Source organism: Thioalkalivibrio nitratireducens DSM 14787 (assembly GCF_000321415.2).
GTDB lineage: Bacteria > Pseudomonadota > Gammaproteobacteria > Ectothiorhodospirales > Ectothiorhodospiraceae > Thioalkalivibrio > Thioalkalivibrio nitratireducens.
Window position 1 is genome coordinate 2,836,395 of record NC_019902.2, and the last position, 21,171, is coordinate 2,857,565.

Annotated in this window: 17 protein-coding genes, 2 tRNA genes and 2 pseudogenes; 8 read left to right on the plus strand and 13 right to left on the minus strand. The window is 66.4% G+C overall.

The window, feature by feature from the left end:
* Positions 1–5 precede the first annotated feature (5 nt).
* Positions 6–509: a c-type cytochrome gene (locus TVNIR_RS13005; RefSeq protein WP_015259500.1), complete on the plus strand. Its 504-nt coding sequence runs from the start codon at positions 6–8 to the stop codon at positions 507–509.
* Between the two features lie 49 nt (positions 510–558).
* Here the strand turns inward: TVNIR_RS13005 and TVNIR_RS13010 are convergent, their stop codons facing one another.
* The 9 genes from TVNIR_RS13010 to TVNIR_RS13050 form a co-directional block, all read right to left on the minus strand.
* A complete protein-coding gene (locus TVNIR_RS13010; protein ID WP_015259501.1) occupies positions 559–1,944 on the minus strand; it encodes a sigma-54-dependent transcriptional regulator in 1,386 nt (461 codons plus the stop codon).
* Positions 1,941–4,931 carry an ATP-binding protein gene (locus TVNIR_RS13015; protein WP_015259502.1) on the minus strand — a complete coding sequence of 997 codons (2,991 nt, stop codon included), beginning with the start codon at positions 4,929–4,931 and terminating at the stop codon, positions 1,941–1,943. The genes TVNIR_RS13010 and TVNIR_RS13015 overlap by 4 nt, the downstream gene beginning before the upstream one ends.
* Before the next feature lie 156 nt (positions 4,932–5,087).
* A complete protein-coding gene (locus tag TVNIR_RS13020) occupies positions 5,088–5,636 on the minus strand; it encodes a hypothetical protein (RefSeq protein ID WP_015259503.1) in 549 nt (182 codons plus the stop codon).
* Positions 5,636–6,331, minus strand: a complete 696-nt coding sequence (locus TVNIR_RS13025) for a hypothetical protein (protein WP_015259504.1) — start codon at positions 6,329–6,331, stop codon at positions 5,636–5,638. The genes TVNIR_RS13020 and TVNIR_RS13025 overlap by 1 nt, the downstream gene beginning before the upstream one ends.
* Entirely contained in the window at positions 6,331–7,008 is a 678-nt protein-coding gene (locus tag TVNIR_RS13030; RefSeq protein ID WP_015259505.1) for an ABC transporter ATP-binding protein, read from the minus strand. Before TVNIR_RS13030 ends, TVNIR_RS13025 begins: the two co-directional genes overlap by 1 nt.
* A gap of 25 nt (positions 7,009–7,033) precedes the next feature.
* On the minus strand, positions 7,034–8,248 hold the full coding sequence (locus tag TVNIR_RS13035) for an ABC transporter permease (protein WP_015259506.1): 1,215 nt from the start codon (positions 8,246–8,248) through the stop codon (positions 7,034–7,036).
* Positions 8,245–8,916 carry an ABC transporter ATP-binding protein gene (locus TVNIR_RS13040; protein ID WP_015259507.1) on the minus strand — a complete coding sequence of 224 codons (672 nt, stop codon included), beginning with the start codon at positions 8,914–8,916 and terminating at the stop codon, positions 8,245–8,247. Before TVNIR_RS13040 ends, TVNIR_RS13035 begins: the two co-directional genes overlap by 4 nt.
* A complete protein-coding gene (locus tag TVNIR_RS13045; protein ID WP_015259508.1) occupies positions 8,913–10,115 on the minus strand; it encodes an ABC transporter permease in 1,203 nt (400 codons plus the stop codon). The genes TVNIR_RS13040 and TVNIR_RS13045 overlap by 4 nt, the downstream gene beginning before the upstream one ends.
* Positions 10,116–10,176: 61 nt before the next feature.
* Positions 10,177–11,823, minus strand: a complete 1,647-nt coding sequence (locus tag TVNIR_RS13050; protein WP_015259509.1) for a YncE family protein — start codon at positions 11,821–11,823, stop codon at positions 10,177–10,179.
* A gap of 431 nt (positions 11,824–12,254) precedes the next feature.
* On the opposite strand from TVNIR_RS13050, the gene TVNIR_RS13055 reads away from it, so the two are divergent.
* The 6 genes from TVNIR_RS13055 to TVNIR_RS13080 all read left to right on the plus strand — a co-directional run bounded on the left by TVNIR_RS13055 (position 12,255) and on the right by TVNIR_RS13080 (position 17,858).
* Positions 12,255–12,737 (plus strand): copper resistance CopC family protein, encoded by a 483-nt coding sequence (locus TVNIR_RS13055; RefSeq protein ID WP_015259511.1) that lies wholly within the window; start codon positions 12,255–12,257, stop codon positions 12,735–12,737.
* A 27-nt stretch (positions 12,738–12,764) separates the two neighbouring features.
* Complete coding sequence (locus tag TVNIR_RS13060; RefSeq protein WP_237251638.1) at positions 12,765–13,910, plus strand: CopD family protein; 1,146 nt, start codon at positions 12,765–12,767, stop codon at positions 13,908–13,910.
* Between the two features lie 203 nt (positions 13,911–14,113).
* Positions 14,114–14,377 carry a twin-arginine translocase TatA/TatE family subunit gene (tatA, locus tag TVNIR_RS13065; protein ID WP_015259513.1) on the plus strand — a complete coding sequence of 88 codons (264 nt, stop codon included), beginning with the start codon at positions 14,114–14,116 and terminating at the stop codon, positions 14,375–14,377.
* A gap of 87 nt (positions 14,378–14,464) precedes the next feature.
* Positions 14,465–15,091 carry a MarC family protein gene (locus TVNIR_RS13070; protein WP_015259514.1) on the plus strand — a complete coding sequence of 209 codons (627 nt, stop codon included), beginning with the start codon at positions 14,465–14,467 and terminating at the stop codon, positions 15,089–15,091.
* A 421-nt stretch (positions 15,092–15,512) separates the two neighbouring features.
* A complete protein-coding gene (locus TVNIR_RS13075; RefSeq protein ID WP_015259515.1) occupies positions 15,513–16,469 on the plus strand; it encodes a sigma-54 interaction domain-containing protein in 957 nt (318 codons plus the stop codon).
* A 690-nt stretch (positions 16,470–17,159) separates the two neighbouring features.
* Positions 17,160–17,858, plus strand: coding sequence for a sulfite exporter TauE/SafE family protein (locus TVNIR_RS13080; protein WP_015259516.1), 699 nt, complete (start codon positions 17,160–17,162; stop codon positions 17,856–17,858).
* Between the two features lie 225 nt (positions 17,859–18,083).
* On the opposite strand, the pseudogene TVNIR_RS13085 reads toward TVNIR_RS13080, so the two are convergent.
* The 4 genes and pseudogenes from TVNIR_RS13085 to TVNIR_RS13100 all read right to left on the minus strand — a co-directional run bounded on the left by TVNIR_RS13085 (position 18,084) and on the right by TVNIR_RS13100 (position 19,168).
* Positions 18,084–18,537 (minus strand): annotated as a pseudogene (locus TVNIR_RS13085) (RT0821/Lpp0805 family surface protein).
* A 175-nt stretch (positions 18,538–18,712) separates the two neighbouring features.
* Positions 18,713–18,789, minus strand: a tRNA-Asp gene (locus tag TVNIR_RS13090).
* Positions 18,790–18,807: 18 nt separating this feature from the next.
* Positions 18,808–18,883, minus strand: a tRNA-Val gene (locus TVNIR_RS13095).
* A gap of 12 nt (positions 18,884–18,895) precedes the next feature.
* The gene (locus TVNIR_RS13100; protein ID WP_015259518.1) at positions 18,896–19,168 is read right to left on the minus strand and encodes an HU family DNA-binding protein; all 273 of its coding nucleotides are present in this window, start codon (positions 19,166–19,168) and stop codon (positions 18,896–18,898) included.
* Between the two features lie 658 nt (positions 19,169–19,826).
* Here TVNIR_RS13100 and TVNIR_RS13105 point away from each other — a divergent pair.
* A pseudogene (locus TVNIR_RS13105) lies at positions 19,827–21,041 on the plus strand (IS110 family RNA-guided transposase).
* Positions 21,042–21,171 lie beyond the last annotated feature (130 nt).

The window sequence follows — 21,171 nt, forward strand, 5'->3', positions numbered from 1 at the left end:
ACCCGATGCAACGCGATCTGAAATCCGGCAGCATGCTCGTTGCGCTGGCCGCGGGTCTCGCCGCAGCCGGCGCAGTGCTCGCTCATCCGCCCCACCACCATGGCCATGGCAGCGGCTGGAAAGTTCCGGAGGCGGAGATCCAGCGCGAGAACCCGATCCCCCCCGATGCGCGCTCACTCGACCAAGGCGGGGTGCTGTACGCGGAACACTGCGTGCGCTGCCACGGTGAAACGCTGCGCGGCGACGGACCCGACGCGCACGATCTCGACCCGCCGGTCGCCGATCTGGTCGAGCACGCGCCCCATCACACCGACGGCGATCTCGCCTACCGCGTGCGGATCGGGCGCGGTCCGATGCCAGGTTTCGGGGACGCACTCGACGAGCGTGACATCTGGGATCTGGTGAACTTCATGCGGGACCGAGCCCAGGGTGCGGCGCTTGCCGAAACCGACGGTCATTCCCATGACCACGCTGACGGCGATCACCATCACGGCGATCACCATCACTAGCGATGGACTGCGATCCGGCCCCCCGGGGGACCGGATCGCAGCGATTCCCTCAGGACGAGGCCGGATCCCGCCCGATGTTGTACTGGCGCATCTTGCGCCAGAGCGTTGTCCGGCCGATGCCGAGCGACTTGGCCGCAGCGGTCAGGTTCCATCGGCAGCGCACGATGCTTTCCTCGATGATCTGACGCTCGTGACGCGCCAGGCTGCCATCTGCCGGCGCTGCCTCCTCGTGCACCGCTGCCGGTGCGGACGCGGTGCGCGCAGGCCGCTGGAGGGTCTCGGGAATGTCGGCGACGGTGATCCGGCGCCCCCGGCAGACTGCCGCCGCCCATTCCAGCGCATTCTCCAGTTCGCGCACGTTGCCCGGGTACTCGGCATTGCACAGCGCCGACATGGCCTCGTCATCCACCGTGAACCCATCGCAGCCGTCACCGGCCGGCAGGCGCTCCAGGATGCGCCGCACCAGCACCGGGATATCTTCCCTGCGCTCACGCAGCGGCGGCACCTGAAGCCGCGCGACATTCAGCCGGTAAAACAGATCCTCGCGGAACTCCTCGCGTGCGACCGCTTCTTCCAGATCCGCGTTGGTGGCCGCGATCACGCGCACGTCCACCGCCTGGGTGGTGTTACTACCCACGCGCCGGACCTCGCGATCCTGCAACGCACCCAGCAGCTTCGCCTGCATGTTCGCGGGCAGTGTGCCGATCTCGTCCAGGAACAGCGTGCCGTTGTGGGCCTCCTCGAACAGGCCTCGCCGCGCCTGTGTCGCCCCGGTGAAAGCACCTTTCGCGTGGCCGAACAGTTCGCTTTCCAGCAACGGCTCGGGAAGCGCCGCGCAGTTCACGGACACGAATTGCCCGTCGGACCGTTGGCTGTGATGGTGGATGGCCCGGGCGATGCAGCTCTTTCCGGTCCCGGTCTCGCCGGTAATCAGGATCGTCAGGTGTGTCGGCGCGACCTTGTGGATCCTTGCCAGCACCTCGCGCATCGCAGGGCTCTTCGCGACCAGCGCACCCAGCCCGATGCCGCCGCTGACCTCGGTCCGGAGCTGCGCCACCTCGCTGCGCAGCGAGCGCCCGTCGAGCGCCTTGCGCACCTTCAGCAGGATCTCGTCGTTCCTCGCCGGCTTGGTGATGTAGTCCGTTGCACCGAGCTTCATCGCCTCGACCGCGGTGTCGATACTCCCGTACGCGGTCATCACGAGAACCTCCGTCTCGGGCACCCGCCGCTTGATCTCGCGCACCACGTCCAGACCCGACATACCCTCCATGCGCAGATCCGTCAGCACGAGGTCGGCGGGCTGTTCGTCGAATCGCGCGACCGCCTCCTCGCCGCTCTGCGCGAGGCTCACGTCGAAACCCTCCTTCGAGAGCAGGAACTCCAATGTGCGCCGAAGACCCCGCTCATCGTCCACGATCAGTACCCTTGCCGTCATCGCTCCACTCCGTTCGGTGTTTCGGGGCCGCCGGTCAATGGCAGGCAGACTGCCACCCGTGTCCCCTTTCCGGGTTCACTCTCCAGTTCCACGGTTCCGCCCCAGTTCGAAACGATCCGGCGCACGATCACCAGCCCCAGCCCCACGCCGTCCGGCTTGGTCGTCTGGAACGGCTCGAAAATCCGGTCGCGCATCTCCGAGGCGACTCCCGGACCCGAGTCCGACACCTCCAACCACAACCGGTCCGCTTCCGGACGCACCCGCAGGGCCACCGGCCCTTGACCATCGGTCGCAGCCGCAGCATTGTCTAGCAAGTTGGCGAGGACCTGCTGGACCTCGGCCGCCTCCCCGTTCAGAACCGGCAGGTCGTCAGGAATCTCCTTGTGCACGACCAGCTCCGGAAAGCGCACCAACGCGATCCTCGCGATCTGGTCGATCAGCGGGCCCAACTCGAAATGTTGTTCGCGGACACGCGCCGGACGCGCGTAGTCGAGGGTGTCGGACACCAGGTGGTTCAGGCGGTTGACTTCCGCCTCCATCAATTCCAGCAGTTCCCGCTGCTCTGCGCCGTCCATGCGCTCGGACTGCAACAGCCCCAGCGCACTGGTGATCGCACCCAGCGGGTTGCGAATCTCGTGCGACAGCGATGCCGCCATCTCGCCCAGCGACGCCAGACGCTCCGACTCCACCAGGCTTTCCTGGGCATTCTCCAGCGCGATATAGGCCTGCTTCAGATCCTGGATCAGCGCCGCGGTCTCGATCGCCAGCGCGGCCTGCTGGGCGAACAGCATCGTCTGTTCGACGAAGTCGCGCCCGAGCGTCTCCTGCCTCGGCACGGGCAGGATCATGAAGCCCACCAGCCGCTCCCGGGCACTGAACGGGGACAGCAGCACCGGCATCGCCTCCAGCCCGGGTTCGAGCCCACCGAGGCCGAGTTCCGCGAGTTGTCCGGCGGCCAGGCACAGCGGCACACGGTCGCGCAGCAGCCGCTGGATCGAATCCTCTCCTGCGGCCAGGTTCCGCTGGAAGCGCTGCGGCTGGTGGGTCGACTCGGCCCGTACCAGGCAACCGTGGAGCCTGCTCGACTCGCGCTCGAACAGACAGAGCAATGCCGGCGAACACTTGAGCAGATTCATCGCCCCGCGGCAGACCACCGCGAGCACCGTGTCGAGATCCCGAGCCGCGACCATCGCCAGCATCGTCTCGCTGAGTCCGGTGCGGAACTGCGCCGAACACTGGCTCTCCCGGAACAGGCGCCCATGATGAATCGCAAACGCGGCCTGGCCGGCAAGGGCGCGCGCCAACGCCACTTCGTCGCGGCCCAGTCGCTGCGCGGGGCCCAGCAGCAGCGCGACACAGCCGATTACCCGCCGTTCGACCAGCAGCGGGATGAAAAGTGCCTCTCCCAGCTCACCGGCGTCGATGCCCGACTGGATCACCGGTTCCGGGAAACGGGGTGCGCCATCCGACTGCAGCGCAATGTCGACGGTCCGCCGCTCGCTTACGCAGGGGTGCAGCGCGGGATGCGTGGCGATCTGGAACACGGCACCCCGGAGCCCGAGTTGCCCCTGCGCCGCGTGCTCGGCCGCAACCGTCGCGAGCCTACCGTCCTCCGAGAGCAGATAGGCCAGCGCCCGACGCGCCTCCAGCACCTGGAGCTCGCGCAGTAGCAAGATCTCCAGGATCCGGTCGAGGTCGATGCTCGAGGTCACCTCTCTGAGGGTTTCGTACATCGCCATCAGGTGCCGGTGCCGCTTCACCAGTTCCTCGTGCAATCGCGCCCTCTCCAGCGCCACGGCTGCCTGGTTGGCAAACACCTGCAAGCGCACCGAATCCTCGGCCACCGGAAGATAATCTTCGCGGTAGTCGAAGCGGATGCTGCCCAGCACACGGTCGCGCCCGACCAGCGGATGCATCAGCCGCAGATTCCCTCGACCCGGGTATCCACCGCCGGGCGTGGTGTCCCCGGCCTCCGGCAGGGCGGACCGGCCGGGGCCTTGGTCCTGCACGATCTCGACACTGACGACACCCGGCAGGCGCCGCGCTGCATTCAGGATCGATTCCAGCACGGCCCGGGTGTCCAGCGACCGGCTGATGTCCTCGAGAATCGCCGCATGCGCCGCCAGCATCTGGTTGTCGTCACGGATCCGGCGGTTGCTGTGCTCGACCGACTGCATCGCGCCGAGCAGCCGCTCGTGATAAAACTCGAGTTGCCGGAACCCCTTCACGAACTCTATCGCGAGCATCACGATCAGCACGGCCACCACCCCCACGCGGACGCCGTGCCAGATCCACCAGTTCACGTCCCACAGGCTCGAATACGGAAACATGAACTCGCTCTGGGCCAGGAGCAGCACCACCACCGCGAACACCAGGAACACCGGCTCGCGCGCGCGCAGGAAATCGGCCAGTAACGCAACCCCGACCACGAGGAACAGCGCACCGGCCACCAGGTTCATCGCGACGGCCAGCGGCGCGAACTCGCCATCGATCAGCATCGCGGGCACCCGTTCGCTGAACTGCGCGGACACGAACACCACCAGCATCGTGGCCAGAAACACGCCTGCCAACGGCGCTGCGGACCCTGGCCGGCACCAGCCGAACCTTGCGACCACGAGCGACAGCGCCAGCAGCAGCGCCCCTGAAAGCGCCGATACCGAGTGGAACCAGACGAACAGCACCGAGCCCGGCGGCGCCGCTGCATGAGCGAGCGCGAACACTCCCATCGCGATGAACGCATATGCCATCACCGCCAGTCGCGCATTGCGATAGCGACGAGATTCCTGGAACAGGATGACTGCGACCACGAGGGCCATGAAGCCGTAGAACAGTTCCAGCAGCAGATGGGCACCGATGTTGTGGTGGTGCACATCCGCGGCAACGGGCAACAGGAAGTGCTGCGCGAGCACCGCGACCGGTGGCAGCAGCACGACCAGCACGGCGATCCCGAGTTGCCCGAACGGCACACCCGAGGCGGGTCCGCCCACCGCTTCCGTTCCTGCGCTGATCAACCCGCTCCCGGGCTGCGTCGATACCTGGCCTTGTTCCAACTCGCTCCCCCGCTCGGCGGGCCCGACGGCCCGGATTCGGGCCGGGGAAACGCGCGCCCCGGCATGCCGGAACGCCCGCGCCTCGCGCAGTGGTCACCTCGAGTCGGAGACAACGCGCACCGGCCGCTGCATACGTTCGAAGCGGTCCGTCGCGTCATCATGGTAACGCAGTTCCAGCGTACCCCAGCCCGTGGGTCCGTCGACCCTGAAGCCGAACCGTTCCCGAACCGATTCCCCAGGCTCGATCGCGCGCTCGTTCCGGACCGTTGCGCGTGCCCAGGCGCGGTCGAAGCCCAGCGCGTCCAGCGTCACCCGCAACTCTGCGTGCTCCGCCGGTACCGGATCCTGCGCGACGAGCGGTCCGAGGTCGCGGATGAACTCGCCATACCCCGTGGGATCCGCGCCCTCCGGAACGAGGCGGATCCCGTTGTAGAAGACGTGCACCGCCCGGGGTCCGCGGTTTTCCAATGTCACGGTGACGGCGAGCAGGCCGTCGGTGCTCCCTTCCCCGACGAAAACTTCCTCCACCGCGTCCACCTCGAGTTCCAGTGGACCGTCACCCTGCCCGCAACCGACCAGCAGCACGCCGGCCAGCAGCAGTGCCCGCGCCAGAAGCCGAATGCTGATGCCGACCACGATCATCAGTGCGGCGGCATCGGGATGAACAGCGGCGCGCCGTCTCCCCCGAACCGATGCCTGCGGGCGAGTGCTTCGACATCCGCGTCCGGTGGACGGAGGTGGACATAGTACCAGTCCGTGCGCTCGACGATGTCCTCCTGCGGCTCGGCTTCGGGGCTCAGGTACATGGTGTTGTCGAAACGGATGTGCATGTAGCCTTCGAGCATCTCGTAGTACTCGTCATAGCCGTCCGCCTCCATCAACAGGTCGAGATGGATGCGGTCGGACAGGTTGATGACCGAGCCGGGCACCCTGGAATTGCCGTCCTCGGCCGCCACCACCGGTATCTGCTCCCAGCGTGGCCCCACCTGCAGGTAGCCGCGGACCGACGGCACCATGAAGTACATGTCGTGTTCCGGGTAGAGGTTCTCCATCCAGATGGTCACGCGATAGCGTCCGTCGGGGTTCATCGTGACCTCGTCGAGATCCGCGCGCAGATGGCGCCAGGCCATTCGCTGCAGCTCCTCCATGCGCTGCTCGCGCGCCTCGACCAGGCCGGCCTGATACGCGCCGACTCCCCAGTCGAGCAATGTCAGGGAGCCGGCGACGATCGCGATCCAGAAAAGCAACTTGCCGAGAATCCGCTTCCAACCGTGCCGGCGCTTGCGTACCCGGTTGTGCGGCGGGATCTTGCCCGCGGTCGTGGTAGCGGCGCTCATCACGCGGCCTCCTCGAGCGGACGCCCGTCGTCGATCCGGATGCAGCGCCGGGTACGGTCACCGATCTCCTGGTCGTGCGTGACCAGCACGATGGTGTTGCCCATCGAGTTCAGCTCCTCGAACAGATGCACGATGTCCATGCGCGACTTCCGGTCCAGGTTCCCCGTGGGCTCGTCCGCGAGGATCAGGTCGGGTTCCTTCATCAGCGTCCGGGCAATACTAACCCGTTGCGCCTCGCCGCCGCTGAGCTCGTGCACCATGTGCTCCGCCCGTTTCCGCAATCCCACGCGTTCGAGGCATTCGAGCGCCGCCGCACGATCACCGCGGCTGCGCGCACTGAACGCGCGCGGCAGCATCACGTTTTCGATGGCGGTCAGCGACGGCATCAACCGGGCATCCTGGAACACGTAGGCAACCCGCCGGCGGCGCACCTCCAGCAGCTGCCGCTCGGACAGCTGGTCGATGCGCTGGCCGGCGAGCCAGACCTCCCCGCTGGTCGGGCGGTCGATTCCGCCCATCAGGTTCAACAGCGTCGACTTGCCCGAGCCGCTCGGCCCCATGATCGCGACGTACTCGTTACGGACGATCTCAAGGTCGACATCCTCGAGCGCGGCTACTCGTTCCTCGCCGGTCTTGTAGCTCTTGGAGACACCCCTCAGTTGTACGATCGGATCCACGTTGACCTCCTGGATTCTGCTGGTTTCAGAGGGCCCGGAAGGCCTCGACAGGACGCGCCTTGCAGGCACGGAAGGCCGGATAAAGCGTCGCGAGCAAACTGGCCACCAGCGCCGATCCGACGGCAAGCGCCACGTGTTCCCACTGCCACCGGATCACCACGTCGGGCATCACCACCGGGCCCAGCAGGTGAGCGATGCCCGCGCCGAGCAGGTAACCGAGCAGGCCGCCCACCACGCCGATCAGCGCCGCCTCGTACATGAACAACCGAACCAGCTGTGCGTGCGACGCGCCAAGCACCTTCAGCAGGCCGACCTCGCGGATACGCGCATGCAGCGAACCCATGATCATGTTGAATACCGCCATGCAGGCGATCACGAACGCCATGACCACGAACCCCACCACGGTGGCGAACACGTTACTGAAGATCGCCGCCTGGGCTGCGGCGACGTCGCGCTGCGAGGTGGCACGCACCCCGACCACACCCTGGTTGATCGCGAGCTCCGCTTCACCGACCGGACAGTAGTTGCACATCGCGCGCACGTTGATCAGCGAAACCTGTCCTTCCCGGTTGAACGCCCGCTGCACCGTCGGCAAGGTGCCGAAGGCCATGTAGTCGTCGGGCGAGTTGGTTTCCTGCAGAATCCCCGCTACCCGGAACGTCTGCCCCGCAATCTCGACTTCATCGCCGGCCTGGGTCCGGGTCGCCGACGCGAGGATCTTGCCCAGCATGATCTCGTCGTCGCGCCGCAGCAGATCGCCGACATCGACTTCCCACCAGAACTTCGCAATGTACTCGTTGCGCGGCTCGATCCCGGCAAACACGATGTCCCGTCCCTCCAACTGCGTCTCGGCATAGACCCGGGGCGCGAACGTCGGCGGGTCGACCTGTTCCTGATCGCCCATGAAGCCCTCGATCAGGATCAGTGCGTCGCGCGCACGCCAGCCCTCGATGATCGCCTGGTCGTAGACTTCCCGAATGTGCGGAATCGCATCCTCCGGGATGTAGTGCTCGCCGCCGATACCGAATCCCTGCAGGCTGGTTTCATTCGTGGTCGCAGGAAGAATCGTGAGCTGGTGGCCGTAGCGGTTGATGGTCTGGCTCAATTCCTGGTATCCGCCGCCACCCACGGTGATGGTCGCGATCAGCAACGCGACCGCGAGGGCGATGCCCGAAGCCGTGTAGAGCGTCCGCATTTTCCGGCGGCTCACCTCGCGCAGTGCGATCTGGATGATGTTCATAGGAGTCTCCCATCTTTCATTTTCAGCACACGATCGGCCCGCTCGGCGAGCGCGTTGTTGTGCGTGACCATCAGCAGTGCGGTGCCATCCTGGTTCAGCGTCTGCAGCAGCAGGTCCATGACTTCGGCCTCGGTCTGCTCGTCGAGGTCGCCGGTCGGTTCGTCGGCGAACAGCAGCTTCGGCCGGTTGATCAGCGAACGGGCGATTGCGACGCGCCGCTGCTGCCCGCCTGACAACTCGCTGGGGTAGCAGTGGATCTTCTCCGTCAGCCCGACGGTGTCGAGCAACGCCTCGGCCTGGGAATAGACGTCAGCCGAGACGCGTTCCCGCCCGAACATTCGCGGCAGAACCACGTTGTCGAGCGCGGTCAGGGTCGGGATCAGGCTCGAAAACTGGAACACGAACCCGATCCGTTCGTTGCGCATCAGCGACCGGCGCGAATCCCGCTGCCCCCACAGCGATTCATTCTCGAAATAGACCGTTCCCGAGGTGGGCCGCGTGAGCCCTCCGAGCATGCTCAGCAGGGTCGACTTCCCGCTGCCGGAGTGCCCGATCACCGCGACGAACTCACCCGGCACGATATCAACCGAGACGGTGTGGACCGCGTGGATGCGCTGGTCCCCGATCACATAGGACTTCGACAGTTCTTCGCCACGCAACAACATCATTCACCTGCCCGAATCGCGTCGTAGGGTTCAAGTCGTGCGCCCGAGACCGCCGGGTAGCTCGCGCCCAGCGTCGCCACCAGCAGCGCCATCGCGACCGCCGCACCGCCCATCAGCGCGATGTTCTCGACCGGCGGCCAGAGGAACGGGATGTTCAGCAGCTCGAGGTGGAACACGATCGTGCGGCTGAACATTCGCAGCAGAACCAGCCCGAGCGCGACCCCGGCCAGCCCGCCCGCGGCCCCGAGCATCGCCGACTCGGTGAGCACCAGGTTGAACACCCGGCCCTTGCGCGCGCCGATCGCCCGCAGCAGACCGAGCTCGCGCCGGCGTTCGTTGATGATGGTGGAGAAAATCGCGCTGATCATCAGGACATTGCCTACGATCAGCACGCCTGTGAGCAGCGCGGTGCCGGCGAACAGCGCGACCACGTTCTGGCGCACGCCGGTCACCACGTTGCCGGCGGTGACCACGGAGATGTTCGGGTTCTGCGCCAGCGCGAAACGCACGTGGTCCGCATTCGCCCCGCCCTCGAGCCGAACCAGCACCGCGGAGATGTCGCCCCGCCCGAAGCCGAGTTCGACGTCGTCGTAGTCGCGCGACGCATCGGCCAACGCGTAGGCGTCGGCAAGATCCAGGAAGATCGCGTTGTCGGACAGGCCGATGCCGGTCCGGTCGAGCTTTCCGTACACCGTGAAGTAGCGCCCGTAGTAATAGACACTCTCACCCAGCTCGAACTGGCTGGCACCGCCGACGACCACGTCCCCGGGCTGCATCTCGCGGTTCAGACGTTCGTTGACCCAGGGCATCACGGTGAAGTCGCTCTCCCGGTCGAAACCGACCAGGAACGCATCACCGACGATGCAGTGCTCGGCATCGGCCGTGGTGAGAAAGAGTTGCGAGGCCACGGTGTTCACGCCCTGCAGCGCGCTCACCTCCTCGGCCAGATCCGCCTGCATGTAGAAGGTCGACGGCTCGCCGGTGAGCAGCGCGCGCTCCATGCCGACCATGGTGCCTCGCGGCACGACCATCAGGTCGGCCCCGAGCTTCGAGAATCCGTGATCCACGCTCCGCTCGATGCCGTGCATCAGCGTCGCGGTGGCAAACACCGCTGCGGTCGCGATCCCGACCGCGAGCACGAGTGCGGCCGTACGAAACGGCTTGCGAAAAAGGTTGTGTGCTGCCAGCGTAAAGAGATTCATTCCGCCCCCCGAGCATCAAAAGAGGGGCCGCCGGACGGCGGCCCCAATGCGCACGACGATGTCAGGTCGTGGTGGAACGGCTGATGCGCAGGTCCTCCAGCGTGCGGGGCACGATCACATTGTCGTGATGACCCATCGGGCTGGGCAGGAAGCCAAGGACCTCGTCGGTCTCGGTTTCCATGATCACGATCGCGGACGCCGTGTTCTGGTAACCGGAGAGCGTGCCGACGACGAACTTCCCGTCGTAGGTCATCGCCAGCGTATGCATGTCGGGGCCGAGATCGACCTCCTTCAGCACCTGCCAGTTTTCCGCGTCGATGACCGCGATCCCGTTCGGGGTCGGCGACGGCCACCACATCGTGACGTAAATCTTCTTGGAGTCCGGCGTGAACACCATGTGGAAGGTGTTCGGGTAGGCGCCGCGCCAGTCGGGGCTCTCGACGACGGCCTTCTTTTCCCATTTGCTGGGATCTTCGAAGTTGGAGCTGTCCCAGACCATGATATTGTTCTGGCGCAGGCTGTTCATGAACAGGAAGCTCTTACCGTCGGGCGAGAAGCCCGCCTGGTGACCGGCACTGATCACCTCGGGGATCTCCACGGTCCAGGTGTCGTCGTCGACCTTGACCAGCGGGAACTGCGAAGGGGTGCCCTTCGGCCCGGCGAGGACCGCCACCGGCATCTGGTTCTCGCGGTCGAAGACGACGCAGACACCGGTCAGCCGCATGGAAGCGACCGCCCACTTGCCGCGCGGGTCGAACACCAGCGCATCGTTTGCGCAGGCATTGAGCGTACGCTCACCGGAGACCTTGCCGTCCTCGATCGCGAGCTCACCACCCGGCACCAGTTCCCAGTCGATCTTGTTGCCCTTCGATCCCTGCAGGTCGTAACGACCGTCGGCCAGCGTCGGCTTCAGGCGCTTGATGGTCATCACACCACCATCGAGCCAGGCGCGCTTCAAATCCTTGACGTTGGCGTCCCAGTCGAAGAACCAGGCGTACCGGACCTTGTCGGTCTCGCGGTCGAACTCGGCGCAGATGTCCTTCTGGCCGTCGCCTACCGCATAGCCGTCGGCTTCGGGGGTGATCGTCACGTGCACACCCAGCCCCAGACCGCTGACCTCGGCGGCATCGCGCTGCATGTTCATGCGCGTGCCGTCGTACTTGATGCGGTAGATCTTCATGCCCTCGCCCGGGTCTTCCACCGTGGCCGGCACACCGTAGATGAACAGGTTCTTGCCGCCCTGGGTATTCACCACGAACTCGAACTCCTTGTAGGGGTCCGGGGACGGGAAGGCCGCCATGTGGTGCATGATCGGGCAGGTGTCGCCGTAGTTCCACGCGGCCAGCCAGGCCATCGTCCAGCCGGTGCTGAGGTCGGTCGCAGCGACCGTGCCGGAGAACTTGCCCGGGGCCACCAGCACGTACTTGCCGAGCTGGTCGTAGAAGTCCTGGATCTTGACGTACTTGCTGCCGCTGCGGCCGAACAGCTGGGCCTGGGCGTCCTGGGTCACCAGGCCGCGGACGCTCTCGGGCATGAACGGGGCGGCGGCGGTGGCGGCGAACGCGGCGCCAGTACCGATGCCGACGGTCTTCAGGAACTTGCGCCGGGACTCCGATGCGCCCGTGTCCTCCACGCTACCCTCGGTGGCCTCCGCGGCGATGTTCGGCTCGGACAGATCCTTGCCGTCGGTATGGTCGGAATTGTTCATTGCTGACTCCTCCAAGTGGATAATGTGCTACGGAAAAGCACTGGCGGCCGTTTCGCATTCCGGGCAATCGGCGACCAGCAAACCGCGTTCGTCGCGGTGACCAGGACGTAGCGAGATCCGTGCCAGCACAGCTGCGGCGCGTCGTGGGGCGGAATTTCCGGAGCCAGCCGACATCGGCGCGTTCCAGCCTGAAACAGCCTGTTCCGTTCCGGGCCGGTGAAACGCCTCTCGGCGCAACGCCGTGACCAAACGCACGGCCCCGGCAGCTGCGACAGAGGGCCGCTCCGGTCCGGCACGCTTTTCGCATGAGGGTGCTCCATCCGCGACGCCGGGGCCCGATGCGCCGGAGGGTCTTCGCCCCCAGCCAGCTCTCCGCACGGACGGCCGCGGCGCCGCGGACCTGATCGACCCACAACCAACGGAGGCAAGCGATGTACGCAACCAAACCAAGACTCGCGCGTCTGGCATTCGCAGTGCTGGCCGCAGCGGTGTTCGTCGCGGCACCCGGCACGGCCGACGCACACGCACACCTGCGCGCGGCTGAACCGCCCGAGGCGATCGTCGATGCCGCCGGACTCCGGGAAATCCGCCTGGTCTTCAGCGAGCCCGTGGTGGGTCGCTTCAGCACGTTCCGGGCGTTTCGCCTGAGCCTTCCCGAGAACGGCATCCGCAATCTGACCCAGCTCAATACGCTCGCCTCGGAGCTGGAGGTCGACACCGAGGAGAGCGTCCACCACGAAGTGGAACTGGAGAGCGACCTGTCCTCGCAGTCGGCCGAGGTCACCCTGCATAGCGATGAACCGCTGCCCGCGGGGGCCTACGCGGTGGTCTGGCGGGTGCTTTCCGTGGACGGGCACACGACCACCGGCTTTCATGCCTTCGTGCACGCGGGTGGGACCGCCTCGGGCCACTGACCCGTGGAGTTCTTCTGGACGACCCTGGTGCTTGCGGGACTCGTGTTCCTGCTGGCACCGGGGTTCGTGCGCTACGCAATCCTTCCGTCCGCTGCACCGGACCCGATCATTGGCGGCCGCCGGCTGTTGCCCTGGGCCGGCGTCGGGATGCTCGCAGCGGGCACCGTGGGCGACGTGCTGCAGGTCATCTGGACTGCGCTCGGCACGCTCGACCCCGAGATGACCTCGGCCTATTTGACCGAAACCCGGCACGGCCGGATCAGCCTGTCCCGCCTGGGGTTGCTCGTCGCTTTTCTCGCTGCATGGCGGTTGCTGCCTCGGCGCGCCGGCTGGGCCGCCCACGCGTTTTTCGGCGCAGCCCTGGTTCTGAGCGTCAGCCTCACCAGCCACGCAGCCGGCGACGGCCGTCACCTGCTGGTGGCAGCCGACGCGGTCCATCTCGCGGCGGTCGCTGCGTGGGTCGGGACCGTGGTTTGCCTGGCACTGATGCCCGTTTGGAACCGCAAACCCGCACCGGCCTGGCTGCCGGAAGCCATGCGCAGGACCTCGGCCGTCGGCCTGGCCGGGGTCATCGCGATCCTGGTCACGGGAACGTATGGGATCTGGTCCCACTTCTGGAGCCCGGCGCAGGTGCTGGGCACGCCCTATGGCCAGGCGCTGCTGTTGAAGCTGTTCCTGGTCGCGCTGATCCTCGGGATCGCCGCACTCAACCGCTGGGCACTGGTTCCGGGGGCTGCGCGCACCGGCACCGCGACTCGGCTCGGGTGGTCGATCCGGGTCGAAGCGGGATTGCTGATCCTGGCGCTGGTCGCCGCCGGCTACTACGTGACGCGGTCGCCGCCGGGGGCGCCGTCATCGCTGCTTGATCCGGTGGAACTGGCGGAGCAGCTCGGACCCTATCGAATCGATGTCGCCTTTGTTCCGGCCGACCCGGGCTTCCGTCTGCAGCTGGACGTCACCGACCTGGAAGCCGTGCCGCTGGCCACAGACCCCGGCGTGCACCTGGTGCTGGACATGACGGACCATCGCATGGTGCCGCTGCGTCCCGCGGTGGAACGGATCGGTCCCGGCCAGTACCGCGCCCGTGACGTGTTCACGATGCCTGGCCGCTGGCAGGCCCGGTTGCAGGTGGGCGACGAAACCATGCTGTTGTTCCTGGATGCGCGGCCGTGAGCCGTGGTGGGAGAACGCAGCCAGCGCGGCTGAAGACCGGCACGCGAGTTGCAGGATTTCCACCACCCGGGACGCGCCGCGATGCCGCAGCCCGTCGGTCAGGGCAGCCGCGGCCACCGTTCATGGGTTAGACTCGGGATCCTGCGGGCGCCCCCGGCATCCACTACTGCAAGCCAACCCTCTGACATTCTGGAGAATCCACTATGGGAATCGGCGGTATCAGCATCTGGCAACTAGTCATCATCCTCGCGATCGTGGTGCTTCTGTTCGGCACCAAGAAGCTGCGCAACGTCGGCGGCGATCTGGGCAGTGCCCTGCGTAACTTCCGCAAGTCGGTGAAGGAACAGGAAGACGGCCCGGACTCCCTGGCCACCGAGCAGGAAACGAAAGGCGACGACACGGCACGCCCGGTGGCCCTCGCCCAGGCCGGTGCCGATGCGCCGGGCCGGGCTGGCGATCGTCCCTGACCTGCCGCTCCCCTGAAGCCGTCCCCGGGATGCTGCGCGGATCCAGGGGGCGGCCCAGCGACGTCCCGCACGGATGCCGATCCCGCGATGATCGAAGTCGCCATCGTCGCCTTCGCCACCTTCTTCGTGACGGTGGGGCCGGTAGATGTGGCGGTCGTCTACGCCGCGCTGACCCCGCATCACCCGGAGTCCGCGCGGCGGACCATGGCCATTCGCGCGACGCTGGTGGCGACCGGTATCCTGCTCGCCTTTGCGCTGGTCGGTGAGACACTGCTCGGCTGGCTGGGGATCTCGCTGCCGGCACTGCGCACCGCGGGCGGCATTCTGTTGCTGCTGATCGGGATCGACATGGTCTTCGCGCGCCAGTCCGGCGGTGTTTCCGCAACGCCTAGCGAAACCCGGGAGGCCTCGCGGCGAACCGATATCTCGGTGTTTCCCCTGGCCACACCACTGATCGCAGGCCCGGGCGCCATGGGCGCAGCGATCCTGCTGATGGCCGGCGCCGCCGACTGGCGGCACCAAGCCACGGTGCTGGCCATGCTGCTGCTGGTGTTGCTGCTTACCCTAGTCTGCCTGCTGGCCGCCGTGCGCATCCAGCGGTTTCTCGGCATTATCGGTGCCCAGGTGCTCACCCGGATACTCGGTGTGCTGCTGGCCGCACTGGCGGTCCAGTTCATCTTCGACGGGATCATAGCCAGCGGCGTGCTCTCCTGACCGTCCCGCGGCCCCGCACCCGAACGTTTCACAACGGAACGTTCCGTCCCGCGCCTGGAACGCTTTCGCCGCCATGCGGCTGCGGGAATCGGCCCTGGACCGCGCGCCCGCGTCCGGCACGTCGCTTGCATGACCTCTGGCCGAGCGGCCCGCCGCGGCAGACCCTGCCAGCAGACGCCCGGTGTACATCTCTCATACGCCGGTGTGCCTCGGGACAGGGTCACCGCGGTGCCCCGGGTCGGCAGCGGCCCGAGCCAGTGCCCGTTGTCCCGGGTCGTGGCAGCGGGTCCGGGGCTCTGCTCACCCTGTTGCCCCGAGTGCCTGCGATCGCACGATGCGCCGCGCAGGACCGGAAACGTGCGCCGCGGCGGTGCTGTACCGCATGACGCGGCCCTGTACGAGGACCGAAATGGAGAATTCCATGGCCAGTGACTTCGATGATCTGCTGATTGGCGATTCCCCGGAGCTGCGGGCGGTGGTAAACGCGGCCCGTATCGTGGCCGAGGTGGATGTGACCGTACTGGTTCACGGGGAGAGCGGGACCGGGAAGGAACTCCTCGCGCGCGCGATCCACGGTAGCAGCCGGCGCAGCCGCGCACCGATGGCCACGATCAACTGCGCCGCGTTGCCGGAGCAATTGATCGAATCCGAACTGTTCGGCCATCGACGTGGCGCCTTCACCGGCGCGACCGGTGACCAGCCGGGACGCATCCGCAATGCCGCCGGGGGTACGCTGTTCCTCGACGAGATCGGTGAGATGCCGCTTGCGAGCCAGGCCAAGCTGCTGCGCTTCCTCGAGACCGGCGAATGCCAGGCGATCGGCCAGCCCAAACCAGAAAGGGTCGACGTGCGCGTGGTCGCCGCTACAAATCGCGATCTTCTCGCCGAGGTGCGCGAAGGCCGCTTCCGGGAAGATCTCTACTATCGGCTCCACGTGGTGCCGCTCGAACTTCCACCACTGCGCGAACGTCGGGGCGATGTCCCGATCCTGATCGAACACCTGACGCGCGCGCTGGCACGGCAGCACGGCCTCCCGCCCCCGATCTACCAAACCGATGCGCTGCAGATCCTGGCCCGCTACCACTGGCCAGGCAACGTGCGCGAACTGCGCAATTTCTGCGAGCGCACGCTGATCCTCCTGAAGGGTCAAGCCGTTCACGCCAGCAACCTGCCCCGGCAATTCACGGAACGCTCGGGTGGCGCAGCCGCCGGCGGCTATGCACTGCCCGACCAGGGGGTGCACCTCGAGACATTCGAGGTCGACCTGATCCGCCAGGCCCTGCAGAAGACGCAGGGCAACCGGACGCGGGCGGCACAGCTCCTCGGGCTGAGCCGGGATACCCTGCAGTATCGTCTGAAGAAATACGCGATCGCCTAGCCTCCTGCGCCCCGTCGGGGCACGCTGAATGAACCCATTTCCCGGATGCTGCAACACCGCGTCCTGCAGTCGAGGACGCGCCCGGTCGAAGGGGGGCGGGCGATTTGGTGCGGTGGGTCTGCGTCCGGAAAGTCGAAGATCGCCCGCATCGCGGTGGTGTGCTGTCCATTCTCTACTCGGTCATCGGCCGATCGAAATGGCATCGGCTTGCTTTCACTGCCCGCGGCCACTCGGCCGCCCGGTAAAGAGGCGGCCCGGAATGCGAGCGGCACGCGGAATTCGGTAATCACTTGGAGAATGCGCTGTCGTTGCCGGTGTTCCCTCCGCTTTGCCTGGATTGCCGTAGGTAAGGCAGGCTGCGTGCCAACTCGCATTACTTCACAGTATCAATCACTTGGGAATGAATTGCCGGCAGCCCGCCAGCGGATCGTGTGGTTTCACACACCCCCTGCCGCGGCAGATCACACAGCTGCCTGCGCCTCCCAGGCTGGACTTCGTCAGGATCGTGACGGATGCACTGCCTCACCCCGGGACGGGCTGTCTCCTCGCGGCCGGTGCCCCTAGAATGGCGCCACGGGAGAAACCGCGCGGCCTCGAACACCGCACACCTCTTCTTGGTGGTTCCCGCAGCGTTCTCCCCGGGACCACACCCGCCCGCTGCGGCACCCGCCGCAAGCATTGGAAGGAGTCTTGGAACACAGCATCGCCATAGCGTTCCTGATCGGCCTCGCCAGCACCCTGCACTGCGTCGGCATGTGCGGGGGTATCAGCGGCGCGCTGACTCTGAGCCTCCCGGAGGATGTGCGCAAGCGACGGACGCGCCTGTTCACGTTCGTCCTGGCCTACGGCCTCGGGCGCATCGGAAGCTACGCGCTGGCAGGCGGCATTGCGGGCGTGGTCGGAGCCATCCTGCTGCGCGGTGGCGGCGACACCGGTGCCCTCCACCTCGTTGCCCAGCTGTTCGCGGCCACGATCCTAGCCGGCATCGGCCTGTATCTTGCCGGGTGGTTTCCGGGGTTCGCTCAGCTGGAACGCCTGGGCGCACCGGCCTGGCGCCGGATCGAACCTCTGGGCCGCCGGCTGCTGCCGGTGTCGTCGCCGCTACAGGCGCTGCTGTTCGGGGCCGCCTGGGGCTGGCTGCCATGCGGCCTGGTTTACTCGATGCTGATCTGGACCCTGGCCACCGCGGACGCCCTGCAAGGGGCCCTGCTGATGCTCGCATTCGGCGCCGGCACTCTGCCCGGCGTGATGACCGCAGGGATCTTTGCCGCCTGGCTGGTCCGGCTGGCGCGGGCGCCACACCTACGCCAGGCCATCGGCCTGCTGATCATGCTCGTCGCGCTCGCCACCATCGCCTATTCGCTGGCGGGCGGCGTGAACCACCACTAGCGAGGCCCATATGCGCCCAGCCCGGCGGCGCCGCGCGCCATACCTGCGCGACGCACGGCAAGCCCGCCAAACCCGCTTGCCGATGCCGCACATCGGACCTTGTTCCGCGACTGTGAGTGATCCGCAGGGGACGGTCCGCCTGGCCGCTACAACTGTGCTGCCCAGCACCCGGACCATAGGAGGTCTCTGTGCAGCACGCAGGCGCGCTCAGGCGCACCTGGAATCTCACTGGTTGACCCAGCGGCCCTGTGCGTCGCGGCACGCGGTGCCGACGATGGTTTCGGGCCGGCCATCGATCTCGCCGTGGATGCGGTACTCCCGGCAATCCTGCCCTGCGGACCGATACGTGCGCACCGGGGTTGCCTGGTACTGGTGGCCAGTGTTCGGGTTGTTCCAGGCCACGGTACGGTTGTCCGGAGCGGTCTCCAGCGTACGGTAGACTTGGCGCTGGTCGGTCGCATCCATGCTGCGGCCAATGGCGCCCCCGATCATTGCACCGGCCAGCGTGCCGGCAATGATCGCCGCAGTTCGACCGCTGCCCCCCCCCCACCTGGGTCCCCAGCAAACCGCCCAGCACACCGCCAACGGCGGCCCCGGTCTGCTGCTGTGTCGGCTGGGTGGCGCAGCCGCCCAGGGTCAACGCGAGTACTGCCACTGCTCCCGCATGAATGAGTTTCATATCGTCACCTCGTTACACATACCGTTTCCGCACGAAAAACCGCTCGCCGTCGTTGACAGAGATCCTAGTCGAAACTTCCTGAACGGGAGGTGAAGTCCCCCGAGTTTCCGATATCCACTTGGGACGACAGACCCCACAAAAGCCGAAGGGCGCCCGGAGGCGCCCTTCGAGAGGCTGGCGGAGCGGACGGGACTCGAACCCGCGACCCCCGGCGTGACAGGCCGGTATTCTAACCAACTGAACTACCGCTCCAGAAATCGTGATGCTTGCTGGTGGGTGCTGACGGGATCGAACCGCCGACATTCGCCTTGTAAGGGCGACGCTCTACCAGCTGAGCTAAGCACCCTGCGAAAGTTCGCTAGTTTACTCGATCCTTGAGGGCTTTGCCAGCCTTGAACGACGGCGTCCGCGAGGCCGCAATCTGGATGGTTTCGCCGGTGCGCGGGTTGCGTCCGCTGCGCGCCGGCCGCTCCCGGGTCAGGAAGGTACCGAAACCCACCAGGGATACCTGGCTCCCGTCTGCCAGCGCATCGCCCACCACATCGGTTAGCGCATCGATCACGCGCCCGGCCTGCGCCTTCGGGACATCTGCCCTTTCGGCAATCGCTTCAATCAGTTCGGATTTGTTCATGCACGGATTCCTTGTTGTTCGTGACTGGTCGGAGGGTGGCCAGGCTGCCCCATCACGAGGACGAACGGCGTGGCGCAATGCAATAAACCGGGTCTTTCGCCGTGTTACTGCCTATTCTTATATCTTGCCCATGGAATTGGCAAGCGCCGATGCACGGACCGCATACGATACCAAAAAACGGCCGCAGACGAAGCACGGGTCGTCTGCGGCCGGGACGCGCGCACAGGATCCACTTGCGTCAACGATCACGGCGATGTCCACCCTCCCACGAACCCTGAAAATCGGTCGCGCGTCGCCGTGATTGTTCCCTCTCGCCATCCCTCTCCCGCAAGCAGGAGAGGGGGAATTTCGTGCGCGCTATGCGCGACTTTCACGCTAACTGTCATGCCGCCGGGCGCGCGGCACCCCCGATGATGAAAGATAATGGGCGTGCTGTCGCGTCGGGCTGAGGTCGCGATAATTCTTGATGGCGCCGGACCGCGCACGCTAACTCGACCCGCCGTCCTTCACTCGTACCCCGGATTGCCTGGCATGGCCTGGAAGGGTCATGGACAGCGCACGCTAAAAAGAGCCGTCGAGTCCCGACAGGCCGTTGAAGGACGGCGCCCTTGGCGACAGCACATCGTGAAGGATAGTGCGTTTGCCCGAGGAGGTCAGCATGGACATCACCCCGATTCACCGGCGCGTTGTCGGTCTGGATGTGCACCAGAGCAAGATCACGGCCTGTGCGCTGATCGAGCAGCCCGATGGCAGCGTGGCGGTGGAGCACCGGGAATTCGGGGGCTTCAAGCGCGATCGGCGGGCGTTGGCCGAGTGGGTTCGCGGATTCGACCCCGAGGTCGTGGTGATGGAGAGCACTGGGATCTACTGGAAGAGCCCCTATGCGGCCCTTGAGCGTGTGGGCGTCATGGCCTGGGTGGTCAATGCCCGTCACGCCCGAAACGTGCCTGGCCGCAAGACCGACCTCTCCGATGCCCAGTGGCTGGCCACGCTGGCCCGTGCCGGTCTGCTGCGGGCTTCGTTCATTCCTCCGGCCGAGATCCGCCATCTGCGCCTGATCGCCGGCAGCGCCAGAAGCTGGTCGGATGCTGGCCGCGGAGAAGAACCGGCTGCACAAGGTGCTGACCGATGCCGGGATTCGCCTGAACGTGCTGGTCTCCGACGTACACGGCGCGTCGGCACGGGCCATGATCAAGGCCCTGCTCGCCGATGCCCCCATGCACGCAATCCTCGACCTCGCCGGCCGCCTGCGGGCTTCCCGCGAAGAACTGTTCGAAGCCCTGCAACCGGAGGAACTGAGCACCAGGCACCGCTTCGTGCTCAACGAGGTTCTGGCGCACATCGAGTACCTCGAGGCCATGATCGCCCGCTTCGAACAGGAACTGCTTGCGGGTCTGGCCCCTGGGAGCCGCAGGTGTGCCTGCTGGAAACCGTGCCCGGCATCGACCGCATTGGCGCCGCCATGCTGCTCGTCGAAATCGGTACCGACATGGCGAGCTTCGGCAGCGCCGAACGCCTCGCGTCCTGGGTCGGCATCTGCCCGGCAACCACGAGAGCGCCGGCAAACGCTAAAAGCGGACGCACGCGCAAGGGCAACGCCTGGGTCCGTCGCCTGCTGTGCGAGTTCGCGCAAGCCGCCTCCCGCACCCGCTGTGCGCTCAAGGACAAGTTTTCGGCCTTGTCCATCCGCAAGGGACACAAGCGCTCCATCGTGGCCCTGGCGCACAAGCTCCTGCGCATCGTCTACGCCATGCTCAATCATCGCGGCCCCTACCAGGATCGCACCGTCGATTACGAGGCTCTCGTCGTGCAGCGCAACGCGCCGCGCTGGCTGAAGATGCTGGAAAAGCACGGCTATCTCACCGCCACCTGAGCCGCCACACAGGCTCTTCGAGTCCCGCAAGCAGGCATTTGCGCACCGGCATGCGTCACGCCAGAATCTCGCTCGCCCAACGTCAGGTTCTTTCACGCTAACTGTCATGCCCTCGGCCGCGAGGCACCCC

Bases quoted from the DNA above. Each gene is read 5' to 3' on its own strand.
- TVNIR_RS13040 (WP_015259507.1), bottom strand. From the start codon at position 8,916: ATGATGTTGTTGCGTGGCGAAGAACTGTCGAAGTCCTATGTGATCGGG.
- TVNIR_RS13025 (WP_015259504.1), bottom strand. From the start codon at position 6,331: ATGAGCGCCGCTACCACGACCGCGGGCAAGATCCCGCCGCACAACCGG.
- TVNIR_RS13010 (WP_015259501.1), bottom strand. From the start codon at position 1,944: ATGACGGCAAGGGTACTGATCGTGGACGATGAGCGGGGTCTTCGGCGC.
- tatA (WP_015259513.1), top strand. From the start codon at position 14,114: ATGGGAATCGGCGGTATCAGCATCTGGCAACTAGTCATCATCCTCGCG.
- TVNIR_RS13035 (WP_015259506.1), bottom strand. From the start codon at position 8,248: ATGAACATCATCCAGATCGCACTGCGCGAGGTGAGCCGCCGGAAAATG.
- TVNIR_RS13070 (WP_015259514.1), top strand. From the start codon at position 14,465: ATGATCGAAGTCGCCATCGTCGCCTTCGCCACCTTCTTCGTGACGGTG.
- TVNIR_RS13100 (WP_015259518.1), bottom strand. From the start codon at position 19,168: ATGAACAAATCCGAACTGATTGAAGCGATTGCCGAAAGGGCAGATGTC.
- TVNIR_RS13055 (WP_015259511.1), top strand. From the start codon at position 12,255: ATGTACGCAACCAAACCAAGACTCGCGCGTCTGGCATTCGCAGTGCTG.
- TVNIR_RS13045 (WP_015259508.1), bottom strand. From the start codon at position 10,115: ATGAATCTCTTTACGCTGGCAGCACACAACCTTTTTCGCAAGCCGTTT.
- TVNIR_RS13005 (WP_015259500.1), top strand. From the start codon at position 6: ATGCAACGCGATCTGAAATCCGGCAGCATGCTCGTTGCGCTGGCCGCG.
- TVNIR_RS13075 (WP_015259515.1), top strand. From the start codon at position 15,513: ATGGCCAGTGACTTCGATGATCTGCTGATTGGCGATTCCCCGGAGCTG.
- TVNIR_RS13050 (WP_015259509.1), bottom strand. From the start codon at position 11,823: ATGAACAATTCCGACCATACCGACGGCAAGGATCTGTCCGAGCCGAAC.
- TVNIR_RS13020 (WP_015259503.1), bottom strand. From the start codon at position 5,636: ATGATCGTGGTCGGCATCAGCATTCGGCTTCTGGCGCGGGCACTGCTG.